Consider the following 12,754-nt stretch of genomic DNA (forward strand, 5'->3'; position numbering starts at 1 on the left):
TTGTTCGGATAATAATGCAATATTATTCGAATTAAGTTTACCATTTAGATTTATAATCAAACGATATCAATCTATCTTATGTCGTTTAATTGTTTGCTAGCTAATTTCGAAAATTTGTACACTCTCTATAAACGTTTAATTTTCAATACATCTGAGCTTTTTTAACTATATTTTGTATTGTTTAAATTTTAAAAATACCAAAAATATGTTGTGATTTTTAATAAAACATGCTATGCTCTTTATTAAATTTATACAAATTATTTGAAAAAGGGGACAAAAAATGGATAAGAAATTCACTATGAAGGAATATGTAGTTCTAGCCTCACTCCTCTTCGGACTATTCTTCGGAGCAGGTAATCTGATATTCCCAGCACTCATGGGACAGATGGCAGGCAGTCACACAGCAGCGGCAACTTTCGGGTTCATCATTACGGGAGTAGGTTTGCCATTGCTCGGTATTATTGCGATTTCCTTATCACGTAGTGAGGGTCTCTATGACCTAGGATGCAAGGTGTCGAGACCGTACAGCTTGTTCTTTACGTGTCTACTATACCTTACTATAGGACCGTTCTTCGCGCTTCCTAGAACCGCAACTGTACCTTACTCTGTCGGAGTAGTTCCTGCTGTCGGCAAGGATTCTCCAGTTGTACTTGGAGTTTTCTCCCTGTGCTTCTTCGCAGCAGTGCTGTTCTTCGCGCTAAGACCGTCGAACATCCTTACTAACGTTGGTAAGATCATCAATCCGCTATTCCTCGCATTCCTTGCGGTTCTAGTTGTTATGTGCTTCGTTAAGCCGATGGGTTCTGTTTCAAGCTCTGCTCCAACAGGAGAGTACGTTGCTCACCCATTCTTCAGAGGATTCCTCGAAGGATATAACACAATGGATGCTCTTGCATCACTCGCATTTGGAATCATCATAATCAATGCAGTTAGAAACCTCGGTGTAAAAGAGCCTAAGAACATAGCTAAATCCACTGCTCTTGCTGGCGTTGGATGTGCAGTGCTTATGGCTGTTATATACCTCGCTCTAGTTGTTGCAGGAGCTCAGTCAAGAGGTATCTTCGAAGTGCAGCCAGATGGCGGAACACTTCTCAACAAGCTCGCTAGCCACTACTTTGGCGGTGTAGGCGGAGTATTCCTAGCTCTAATGATCACACTTGCTTGTCTAAAGACCGCTATCGGACTTGTAACTGCATGCGCAGAGACATTTGGCGAGATGTTCCCTAACAAGCTTTCGTACAAGGCTTGGGCGGTAGTATTCACACTCATCTCGTTCACATTTGCAAACTTTGGACTAGTTAAGATAATCGCTTACTCGGTACCAGTACTGATGTTCTTATATCCGCTAACTATCGTTATCATACTAGTCAGCCTCATCGGTGGACTGTTCAACTATCATTCAACAGTTTACAGATGGTCTATCGGATTCACTATGGTACCTGCTTTATTTGACGGTATAAAGAGTTTACCTCCAGCAACCGTTTCAGCACTTCACCTAGAAGGATTCATAAAGTCAGTTGGTGGTTTCCTACCACTGTCTGATATCGGAATGGACTGGGTTGTACCTGCAGTAGTTGGATTCGTAGTAGGACTTGTGCTATATGCGCTTAAGTCAGATAAGGGTCAGGCAGCAGCTTAATCTAATTCGCATTAACATAACAGTAAAACAAAACTCCCTTTGAGGTTATCCTTCAAAGGGAGTTTTTATATATAGTTCACTTAACTAATTGTTTTGTTGCCAGAGGGTTACTTATCGCACTTTCTCTTTAGATGCATCTCATATAGCTTATAGATAATTCCGTAAATCACTCCTGCAACTGGCCATATAACCCATGTCTTGTTCCAATAACCTAGCAAAAATCCTGGTATTAGGTATATGAATGCTACAGCAATCCAGTAAATGCCAGCAAATGGCTCCATCTTCTGCTCAACACGCTTGTGCTCCGGTGTATAATCACCTTCTTGGAAAAGCTTACTATAGCCACTGCTTATTATTCCCACTTTTACGAACATATATACTGCAGCTGCAACCAGAACCAGCATAATCGGTGCAGAAATTTTCGCTAGCCCAGAAGCATATTTATCGCTATCATCAAAGAGAATACTTGGTAGAGCTCCGACGATACAAAGGAATACGCCTCCTGCTATTCGCTGTCCCATAAACTGCTTAAACGGCTCATATTTGCGCTTAACAGCCGCCTCAACTCCGTATCCAAGCTTTATGTGTTCTTTTGACAGATATTCATATTTCGACATACTGAAGCCAGATAACACGCATAGTGCAACTCCTGCACCGATCATCAAGCATAAAAAAGCTATAGATAGACGCTCAAGTATATCGCCATCATTTGCTCTTCCCATCGCTTCAACTATGAGGTTTGGTACCGGAGATAGAATAAACAGCGACACAGCACCGGCAATTCTTGCCGCATGCTTTTCTGTATCAGCCATATAATCATTGGCTTCTTCAAGCGATACAGTCCTAATGTGATTGTCATTATCTGCTCCTATATCTGTAGTGCTCGCGACTTTTGAGCTTTCGGGCAAATCCATCTCATCCTTAAGCAGATAGTCTACCGACACTCCGAACACTTCGCTCAACTTGATTATCTTCTGTATATCTGGCATCGAGGCTGCAAATTCCCATTTAGATACGGACTGCCTCGATACACCTACTAGATCAGCCAGCTCTTCTTGGCTCCAACCATACTGCTTGCGTAGGCTCATTATCTTTTCTGAAATTATCATAACACCCTCCTATTGACTCCATACTATATTGTAGATATGAAGCCTTTAAATTTCCAAATCCATTAGAACTTCTTTCGAGTTTCTTTCTCGTTTTTAATTTTCATTTCATAGAGCGCTGCGTTCTATGGTCTAATTTTATGGTAGCGATATAACCTTCACCACCAACTATGCTTGGAAATTTGTCAACTCACGGTTGCAACCAGCGGTTACTTCACTGTATTATACACTAAAATCCGTATTTTTGAGAGATTTCGTTATATGACAAAGACTCTCGTCCTTTCGGACGAGAGTCTTTATAATGTTCTTATGTACTTGTAAAATCAAATCTATTTAGCAGACTTTTCTTTACTGAAATAGTCCTTTGTAAGCCTGATGACCGTACCTGATAAGAGTAGGACTGCGATTAAGTTTGGAATTACCATCAGTCCGTTAAACGTGTCGGCGATGTTCCAAATCAGTCCGAGGTCCATCGTTGCTCCGACAATTGCAACTAGCGAATAAGCAACAACAAATGGCTTAATGGCACCTTTTCCTAACAAGAATTCGATACATCTAGACCCGTATAATCCCCAACCTAATATTGTCGAGAAGGCAAAGCAGCAAAGTGCTACGGCTAGCATTACCGAAACCCAGCCTCCGAATGTAGCTGTGAACCCCGAGATGGTGAGCTCGGCACCTGCTGTCTTACCGTAATTGATCTTCACACCACTGCAGAGAATTACGAGGGCCGTAATCGTGCAGATTACAATCGTATCTGCAAATACCTCGAAGATTCCCCATAATCCCTGCTGCACAGGGTGATCCACTTCAGCCGAAGAGTGAGCGATTGAACCAGTACCAAGACCTGCTTCATTTGAGAATATACCTCTCGAAACACCTCTCCTCATAGCTATAAACATAGAGCCTACAACACCGCCTGTTATAGCCCTTGGAGCAAATGCGCCTTCAAATATATCTCTGAAAACGCCTGGAACATTCTTGTAATTCAGAATAACTACTAGAAGTCCAAAGATTATATAGTACAGTGCCATGAATGGAACTAGCTTCTCCGCTACACGCCCGATACGCTTTATTCCTCCGATTAAAATAACCAGTACAAGCAGTGTAATAGCTATGCCAATACCGAGGTTAACCCCGGATGGAAGACCGTGCTTAAATGCACCTGTCGATGTTAATGCTGAATCGATAGCTGTCGTAATAGTGTTAACCTGAGTTGCGTTACCTGTACCGAATACCGTAAGTACTCCGAATGTCGAGTATAGTATAGCTAGCCAGCTCCATTTCTTGCTCAGACCATTCTTTATGTAATACATAGGACCGCCAACCCAGTCTCCATGGTCATTACGCTCTCTAAAATGTACCGCTAGCGTAACTTCCGCGAACTTTGTACACATGCCTAGAAGTGCAGAAAGCCACATCCAGAAAACTGCTCCTGGTCCGCCTAAAGCGATAGCTCCCGCGACGCCCGCGATATTACCAGTTCCAACGGTTCCCGCCAGCGCGGTACATACGGACTGGAATGAAGTAAGAGCTCCATCTCCAGCTTCCTTCTTATCGAACATAGCACCGAAAGTGTGCTTCAGTGTATATCCGAATTTTCTGAACTGAATAAAACGCGTGTTGAGCGTCAGCCAAATTCCGACTCCCATAATGCAGATCATCGAGGGCACACCCCAAATGAATGCATTAATCATGTCGTTGTAAGAAACAATCGTTTTAAGCATAAAAAACTCCTTATAGTAATATAAAATACATGTTCTGATTCTAAAGCATCAAGGTTTATTCTGCAATAGTCTTTGGTAAAAGTTAATAAAATAATAAAGATTTCATTGTGAAATTAAACAATCTTATTGATAATATCAGTATTTTTTATTGATATTGTCATGTATAACAATGTCAATATATTAAAAATCGGTTAATCCGTAAGCAATTTTCACCATTTTCGCCACCCTACGATTGGTTATTTTATCTATTTATTTTAGTGCAAAAATGGATAAATTGCTTACATAATTTAAACTCTATTCGCATTGACTTTTCTATATGATGCTCATATTATGAAGTTAATAGAGAATATCACTAGATGCTAAATCAATTACCTACAAGGAGGTTTTCCATGATCACTACAATTATTTCTATAATAGTAGTTCTGCTTATACTATTTTTGTTCGTTTCCTGTATAAAAATAGTTCCTCAAGAGCATGCATACGTTATTGAGAGGCTTGGCAAATATTTATGCACATGGCGCGCAGGTCTTCATTTTAAAGTTCCTATCATTGACAACGTAATCAACAAGATTTCACTCAAGGAGCAGGTTTTGGATTTCCCTCCTCAACCAGTAATTACGAAGGATAACGTATCTGTTCGTGTGGACTCAGTTGTATTTGCAAAGGTATTTGACCCTAAACTTTATACATACGGAGTGGAGAATCCAATCGCCGGTCTACAGAACCTGTCTGCAACTTCACTCAGAAGCATCATCGGCGGAATGGAGCTCGACACCACCCTATCCTCAAGAGAGCAGATCAACGAGGATATGGAGGTAATTTTAGATAAAGCTACGGATTCGTGGGGACTCAAGGTCAACCGAGTAGAGCTAAAGAATATCATCCCACCTGAAGAAATCGAAGAAGTAATGACAAAGCAGATGAGAGCAGAAAGAGAAAGACGTCAGACTGTACTCGAAGCTCAGGCTCACAAGGAATCTGTAGTATCTCGTGCAGAGGGAGATAAGGAAGCAAAGGTTCTCGCTGCCGAAGCTGAGAAAGAAGCTAGAATCGCTCTCGCTGCCGGTGAAGCTGAATCAATCAGACTCGTATACGAAGCGCAGGCTCAAGGTCTTGAGAAGCTCAAGGAAGCTAATATCAACGAGGGAGTTCTGAAGCTAAAAGGGCTCGAGGCTCTGAGGGATATCGCAGATGGTCGTGCAACCAAGATATTCATGCCTACAGATTTAGCAAGTATCGTATCAAATCTCGGCGTAGCTTCTGAAGCTCTAGGAATAGGAGACTACACGGAGATTGACAAGTCACCTATCCCTGGCAAAGGAAGCTACAATGATAGTTGCCTTAAGAACACCTCTTCCAAGGTTACCAAGGAAGTAGCTGGAACTAATGCAAGCATCCAGGTTGATCTGGAAAACAGAAGAGAGGATATTATATAGCTCTATAGTCTTAGTATCTCATACCCTGTAGACTTTTATTGCTCTCTAGGGCTATAAGCCATTAAGCACACAACATAAAAGGACGAAGCATACGGTCTTCGTCCTTTTTCACTAGCTCTTTATTCTATCTAAGCATCTTTTTTAGATACTGTCCAGTAAATGACTTCTCGCACTTAGCAACCTCTTCAGGTGTTCCTGTAGCCACAATGGTTCCACCACCGCTGCCGCCCTCTGGACCTAGGTCGATAATATGATCCGCACACTTGATTACATCAAGATTATGCTCAATTACCACCACGGTGTTGCCCTCATCAGTCAACCTATTGAGCACGTACATCAGCTTCTCAACATCTGCAAAGTGAAGTCCAGTCGTCGGCTCATCTAATATGTATAGAGTCTTGCCGGTGCTCTTCTTGGATAGCTCCGTCGCTAGCTTGATTCTCTGTGCCTCACCGCCAGATAGCTGAGTCGACGGCTGTCCGAGTTTGATATATCCGAGGCCTACATCATCGAGCGTCTGCAGATATTTCTCGATAGACCTGTGATTCTCAAAGAACGGCAGTGCCTCTGTCACACTCATCTCGAGAACTTCTGAGATATTCTTTCCTTTGTACTTTACCTCTAGTGTCTCATGATTGTATCTAGCACCACCGCACACCTCACACGGTACATACACATCTGGCAGAAAGTGCATTTCTACCTTGGTGATACCGTCTCCGCGGCAGGCCTCACACCTTCCACCCTTTACATTGAAGCTGAAGCGTCCCTTCTGATATCCTCTCATCTTAGCCTCTGGCATCTGTGCAAAGAGGTCTCTAATAGGGTCGAACATTCCCGTGTAAGTCGCAGGGTTTGATCTCGGCGTGCGTCCGATAGGTGATTGGTCAATATCTATAACTTTATCGAAGTTCTCAACACCACGTATCTCCTTATGCGCACCAGGCTTTTCCTGCAATTTGTTTGTAACACTTGCTACACCTTTGTAAAGGATTTCATTTACAAGCGATGACTTGCCAGAACCAGATACACCAGTTACACATACGAGCTTGCCTGCTGGAATCTTAACATCTATATTGCGAAGATTATTCTGCTTAGCTCCGATAATCTCGAGGTATTTACCGTTCCCAAGTCTTCTGGTATTAGGAACTTCGATCTTGCGCGCACCGGATAGGAACTGTCCAGTTATGGATTCCTTGCATACCTTGATATCGTCTACAGTTCCCTGAGCAACCAGCTCTCCACCGTAGATTCCAGCTCCAGGTCCGATATCCACGATATGGTCGGCCGCATACATCGTATCCTCATCGTGCTCAACAATGACTAATGTATTACCCATATCGGTCAAGTTTCTTAGAGCTCCGAGCAGCTTGTCGTTATCGCGCTGGTGGAGTCCAATTGAAGGCTCGTCCAGGATATACAGCACACCGACGAGCCCCGATCCTATCTGTGTAGCCAGCCTAATTCGCTGGGATTCCCCGCCCGAGAGCGTGCCTGCGGCACGTGACAGCGTCAGGTACCCGAGCCCTACCTGCTTTAGAAATCTCAGCCTCTCTCTAATTTCCTTGGTGATGAGCCTCGATATCTGCTGCTCCCTTGGAGTCAGTTCAAGATTTTCAAAGAATAGAATCGCCTGCTCTACCGATAGATCAGTCAGCTCGATGATATTCTTTCCGCCAACGGTAACGGCTAGCACCGTATCCTTCAGTTTCTTACCATGACAAGTCGGGCATATCGCCTCTGTCATCATGCCAGCAATCTTTTCCTTTATATAGTCTGAATTGGTCTCGCCGTATCTTCGCTCAAGACTTGGAATAACACCTTCGAAAGTATGATTCATATGAGATACACGACCAGACTTGCTGGTATATGTGTACTTGAGCTTGCGACTACCAGTTCCATGTAGTAGCTCATTTTTAAAATCTATCGGCAGATCCTTGTAAGGGACACTGAGGTCTGTCTTATGGTCTACTGCCAGCTGGTTTAGCATCTGACGGTAGAAGCCCATCGCATCCATCGTCGAGAACACCTGACCCATCGCACCATCTAAGATGCTCTTGCTTGGTTCAGTCACGACGTTATCATCGTCAATCTTTAAAGTAAACCCTAGACCCGTACACGTCTCACAAGATCCATATGGAGCGTTGAACGAAAACATTCTAGGCTCCATCTCATCGATTCCCACACCGTGCTCTGGGCAGGCAAGCTGAGTGCTGAATGTCTCCTCAGCGTCCTTCGTCTTGCCATCTTCAGCTTTAGACTGAAACAGAACATTGGTAGCACCTTCACCCTCTCGTACAGCGAGTTCCACCGCTTCAGCGATACGGCTTCTATTTTCAGGTCTTAGTACGATTCTATCGATAACGATATCTATTGTATGTTTCAGATTCTTGTTTAGGTTAAATTCCTCCTGCTCATCGACTCTAACCATCTCGCCATCGAGTCTGATTCTGATAAATCCATCCCTCTTGATACGGGAGATTACATTCTTATGCTCTCCTTTACGGCCCTTTATAATCGGTGCCATGATGGTTAGTCTGGTACCTTCATCATGAGCCATGATATGGTCAACAATAGTGTCTACAGACTGGCTGGAAATCTCCCTACCGCACACTGGACAGTGAGGAATCCCGACTCTTGCATACAAGAGTCTCAGGTAGTCGTATATCTCCGTAACAGTTCCGACAGTCGACCTCGGATTCTTGTTAGTGGTCTTCTGGTCAATTGAAATCGCCGGTGAAAGCCCCTCGATTAGTTGCACATCTGGCTTCTTCATGAGGCCGAGGAACTGTCTCGCATACGAAGAAAGTGACTCCACGTACTTCTTCTGTCCCTCCGCATATATCGTGTCGAATGCAAGCGAAGATTTGCCAGAGCCCGAGAGCCCGGTAAATACAATCATCTTATCGCGAGGAATCGTAAGATCTACGCCTTTAAGATTATTCTCCTTTGCACCTTTAATAACTATGTTTTTCTCCATAGAAATACCCTTTCAAAATGTCTATGCTCTCTTGCTGCTCCGTAGGTCAAACAGTAGGTCCCTGAGCTCTGCTGCTCGCTCGAACTGAAGATCCTTGGCAGCCTGTTTCATCTCCTTCTCGAGATTCTTAATCGTACGCTGTAGCTCCTTTGTCGTCATCTCCTTTGGATTTTTGAGCTCTGTGTCTCCAGTGTACGCCTTCGTAGCCTCGATTACATCGCGTATAGGCTTTATGATGGTCCGTGGCGTAATACCGTGTTCTTCATTATATCGTTCCTGTATTTCACGCCTTCTTGCAGTTTCATCAATTGTGTACTTCATCGCCTTGCTGATGCGATCTGCATACATGATAACCCTGCCGTTCTGGTTACGTGCAGCTCTGCCTACAGTCTGAACAAGCGAGGTCTCTGTACGAAGAAATCCCTCTTTGTCAGCATCAAGGATGGCAACAAGCGATACTTCCGGTAGGTCGAGGCCTTCTCGAAGCAGGTTAATGCCGACGAGCACGTCGAATTTACCGAGGCGGAGATCCCTAATTATCTCCAGTCTCTCAAAATTATCTATTTCAGAATGCAGATATCTGACTTTGATTCCTTCATTTCTGAGAAATCCCGTCAGGTCTTCTGCCATCCTCTTGGTGAGCGTCGTGATGAGCACTCGCTCTCCCTTATCCACAGTTTTATATATCTCGCTGATTATATCATCAATCTGACCCTCAATCGGTCTAACCTCTATTATCGGGTCGAGTAATCCAGTCGGTCTGATAACCTGCTCTGCCGTTACACCGTGTGAATTTTCTAGCTCGTACTTGCCTGGCGTCGCACTTACAAATAGTAGGTCGTTCGTAACCTCGTTGAACTCCTCAAACTTGAGCGGTCTGTTATCTAGTGCCGAAGGAAGTCTAAAGCCGAAGTCAACAAGCGAACTCTTTCTAGCCCTGTCACCATTATACATCGCACGAAGCTGTGGCAGCATTACGTGAGACTCATCGATGATAGTCAGAAAATCATCTGGGAAATAATCGAGAAGAACATAAGGTCTTTCTCCAGGCTTCAGAAAGTTCAGATGCCTCGAGTAGTTCTCGACTCCCTTGCAGGTTCCGACTTCCATCATCATCTCCATATCGTAGTTTGTACGCTGAGAGATTCGTTCAGCTTCGAGCAGTTTGCCATTCTCCTTAAACCACTTTACTCGTTCATCGAGTTCTTCCTTTATAGTGCCTACGGCGAGCTCCATATCTTCCTTGCTGGTGACGTAGTGGGATGCTGGGAAGATAGAAATGTGGCTGCGAACACCAGTGATTTCACCAGTCAGAGCGTTCATCTCCTTAATTTCCTCTATCTCGTCGCCAAACATCTCAACGCGTACAGCCTCTTCACCGCCAGCAGGATATATATCGATGATGTCACCACGCACGCGGAAGGTACCACGGTGAAAGTCGATATCATTTCGTTCATACTGCATATCGATGAGCTTGCGCATCATCATCGTCCTGTCCATTTCCATTCCCGGTCTCAAGGATAGGAGCTGATTTCTATATGAATCAGGACTACCGAGACCGTAGATGCAGGAAACGCTGGCAACGATGATAACATCTCTACGCTCGAGGACTGCCGCTGTCGCAGAGTGTCTGAGCTTGTCTATTTCGTCGTTTATATCGGAATCTTTTTCAATATACGTATCAGTTGAAGCAACATACGCCTCTGGTTGGTAGAAGTCATAGTATGATACGAAGTATTCTACGGCATTATCAGGAAAAAACTCCTTCATCTCACCGTGGAGCTGTGCTGCCAAGGTCTTATTGTGCGAAATTATCAGTGTCGGTTTCTGCACCTTCTCGATAATCTTTGCCATCGTATAAGTCTTGCCAGATCCAGTAACGCCAAGCAGAGTCTGGAAACGATTTCCAGACTCTATGCTTTCAGCGATTTTCTCAACAGCCTGGGGCTGATCACCCATCATCTCAAATTCAGAATGAACTTTGAATTCAGGCATTTTAACCTCGACTTTCTCTTCATGCGAGGAACTTCTTCCACACAATCAGCTCACTGTCACGTGTTTAATTACTTTCTTATACCGTCTTCTATCAATCTTTCGTCATCATAGAGCATTGGGCAGTCACGAGCTATTTGTTCTATAGTAGCTCTAATATGCTCCATCTCTTCTGAAAATTCTTCGAACGCTGCAGTTGGAACCTTTCTATTTAGGAATAGCTGTTCTATCTCTCTGTTGAATTGAGTGAGCCCATCTGCAAGCTCCAAGAACTTGTTGAACTTGTCAGTTTTGCTAGCGTTTCTAAATTTAGCTATATCACGCTTTATAAAATCTACTACATCGGTTTCCCCATAGAAAACTCCGAGAAGCATCGGATAAGGTGTTACCCTGCGCAGATACATAGCATGGTCACGCCTCAAATCAAGCATGTATTTTATAGTCAGTTCGCCATTTATATCAAACTCATATACATTGATATGGGCCGGCATATTCTTGATGCTTGTCGCTCCAAGCTGTTTCATCATCATATCGATCATGTCGCTTGCGACTTTATCAGCAGTAAGTGTATTTATCATATTTTACCCCCAATCAACGCTAAATTGCATATTTAACTAGCAGAAATACCATCGAGATAAGCACCGATCCCAGCATAAATGGCATTCCAACGCGCAGATAGCTCTTAAATGTAATAGGATATCCATGCTTAGTACTTATGTCCGATAGAACGACATTTGCCGAAGCTCCTATCATCGTTCCATTTCCACCAAGGCAAGCGCCTAGTGAGATAGCCCACCATAGAGGTTCTGCATCCATACCATCTGCCTTAAGCGCTAGAACCAACGGAATCAATGTCGCTATAAACGGTATATTGTTTAAGAATGACGACAGCAGCGCTGACGCCCAAAGCAGTATTAACATCATCATAACCGGATGACCTGCAGTCCTCTCTATTATGACAGCAGCTACCTGCTTGATAACTCCGGTTTCTGTAAGCCCACCAACGACTACGAACAGAGCCATGAAGAATGCAATCGTTGTCCACTCTACATCCTGAATAGCATTATCCACATTTACACCACCTATAATCAGCATAACTGCAGCGGCTGTAAGCGCGATAACGGATGTCTCCATACCAATCTGATCATGGAATATAAAGCCTAGGATTACCAGTACGATAACAACTACCCCCTTGATAAGCAGCGGTTTATCAGTAATCGATTTATCTGGATCAAGGTTCATAATTTTAGAGGTATCGAGTCCTTCGACTTCAATTTCCTTTTTGTAAACGAAACGCATCATCACAATCATGAATACGATTACGAGCGCAACTGCTAATCCCGTGTTTTTTAGGAAGTCTACGAATGATAGATTTGCTGCACTACCGATCATAATATTTGGAGGGTCACCAATGAGTGTTGCCGTACCGCCGACATTAGAAGCGAGGATCTGTGTCATTAAAAATGGCACCGGATTAATCTCTAGCATCTTGGCAATAGCGATGGTCATTGGTCCGACGAGCAGCACCGTCGTTACGTTATCGAGTATTCCAGAAAGTACCGCAGTAAGCAGTATAAATGCGATCATTATCTTCCACGGATCTCCATGAACCATCTTGGCCGCCTTAATTGCGACATATTCGAACAACCCTGACTGCCTTATTATGGCAACGAGCACCATCATGCCCACTAGCAGACCGATAGTATTGAAATCTATGTACGAGAGCGCCCTATGTGCACTCATGACACCGGTGACAACCAGAGCCATAGCGCCTGCTAGTGCGGCTGCAGCGCTGTTCACCTTTTCGCTGATTATAAGTCCGATTACAACAACGAATACTATAATAGCAATAACTTCCATTCCTTACCCCCCTTGCA

General features: G+C 43.7%; 8 protein-coding genes. 2 read left to right on the forward strand and 6 right to left on the reverse strand.

Annotation, left to right across the window (positions count from 1 at the left end):
* Positions 1-280: 280 nt before the first annotated feature.
* Positions 281-1,639, forward strand: coding sequence for a branched-chain amino acid transport system II carrier protein (gene brnQ / locus C5Q96_RS05550; RefSeq protein WP_106057412.1), 1,359 nt, complete (start codon positions 281-283; stop codon positions 1,637-1,639).
* Positions 1,640-1,746: 107 nt separating this feature from the next.
* Here the strand turns inward: brnQ and C5Q96_RS05555 are convergent, their stop codons facing one another.
* Both C5Q96_RS05555 and C5Q96_RS05560 read right to left on the reverse strand, forming a co-directional pair.
* On the reverse strand, positions 1,747-2,748 hold the full coding sequence (locus C5Q96_RS05555) for a helix-turn-helix domain-containing protein (RefSeq protein WP_106057413.1): 1,002 nt from the start codon (positions 2,746-2,748) through the stop codon (positions 1,747-1,749).
* 326 nt (positions 2,749-3,074) lie between these two features.
* Positions 3,075-4,472 (reverse strand): alanine/glycine:cation symporter family protein, encoded by a 1,398-nt coding sequence (locus C5Q96_RS05560; protein WP_106057414.1) that lies wholly within the window; start codon positions 4,470-4,472, stop codon positions 3,075-3,077.
* Between the two features lie 389 nt (positions 4,473-4,861).
* Between C5Q96_RS05560 and C5Q96_RS05565 the strand changes: the two genes are divergently transcribed.
* Positions 4,862-5,908, forward strand: a complete 1,047-nt coding sequence (locus tag C5Q96_RS05565; RefSeq protein WP_170035498.1) for an SPFH domain-containing protein — start codon at positions 4,862-4,864, stop codon at positions 5,906-5,908.
* 124 nt (positions 5,909-6,032) lie between these two features.
* On the opposite strand, the gene uvrA is transcribed toward C5Q96_RS05565, so the two are convergent.
* The 4 genes from uvrA to C5Q96_RS05585 form a co-directional block, all read right to left on the reverse strand.
* The gene (gene uvrA / locus C5Q96_RS05570; RefSeq protein WP_106057415.1) at positions 6,033-8,885 is read right to left on the reverse strand and encodes an excinuclease ABC subunit UvrA; all 2,853 of its coding nucleotides are present in this window, start codon (positions 8,883-8,885) and stop codon (positions 6,033-6,035) included.
* A 21-nt stretch (positions 8,886-8,906) separates the two neighbouring features.
* A complete protein-coding gene (gene uvrB, locus C5Q96_RS05575; RefSeq protein WP_106057416.1) occupies positions 8,907-10,880 on the reverse strand; it encodes an excinuclease ABC subunit UvrB in 1,974 nt (657 codons plus the stop codon).
* Between the two features lie 68 nt (positions 10,881-10,948).
* Entirely contained in the window at positions 10,949-11,455 is a 507-nt protein-coding gene (locus C5Q96_RS05580; RefSeq protein ID WP_106057417.1) for a hypothetical protein, read from the reverse strand.
* Positions 11,456-11,474: 19 nt separating this feature from the next.
* Complete coding sequence (locus C5Q96_RS05585) at positions 11,475-12,737, reverse strand: ArsB/NhaD family transporter (RefSeq protein ID WP_106057418.1); 1,263 nt, start codon at positions 12,735-12,737, stop codon at positions 11,475-11,477.
* Positions 12,738-12,754: the final 17 nt, after the last annotated feature.

This window comes from Mogibacterium diversum (assembly GCF_002998925.1).
Taxonomy (GTDB): Bacteria; Bacillota; Clostridia; order Peptostreptococcales; family Anaerovoracaceae; genus Mogibacterium; species Mogibacterium diversum.

Coding starts and splice junctions, on each gene's coding strand:
- uvrB (WP_106057416.1), bottom strand. CDS start 10,880: ATGCCTGAATTCAAAGTTCATTCTGAATTTGAGATGATGGGTGATCAG.
- uvrA (WP_106057415.1), bottom strand. CDS start 8,885: ATGGAGAAAAACATAGTTATTAAAGGTGCAAAGGAGAATAATCTTAAA.
- C5Q96_RS05585 (WP_106057418.1), bottom strand. CDS start 12,737: ATGGAAGTTATTGCTATTATAGTATTCGTTGTTGTAATCGGACTTATA.
- C5Q96_RS05560 (WP_106057414.1), bottom strand. CDS start 4,472: ATGCTTAAAACGATTGTTTCTTACAACGACATGATTAATGCATTCATT.
- brnQ (WP_106057412.1), top strand. CDS start 281: ATGGATAAGAAATTCACTATGAAGGAATATGTAGTTCTAGCCTCACTC.
- C5Q96_RS05580 (WP_106057417.1), bottom strand. CDS start 11,455: ATGATAAATACACTTACTGCTGATAAAGTCGCAAGCGACATGATCGAT.
- C5Q96_RS05555 (WP_106057413.1), bottom strand. CDS start 2,748: ATGATAATTTCAGAAAAGATAATGAGCCTACGCAAGCAGTATGGTTGG.
- C5Q96_RS05565 (WP_170035498.1), top strand. CDS start 4,862: ATGATCACTACAATTATTTCTATAATAGTAGTTCTGCTTATACTATTT.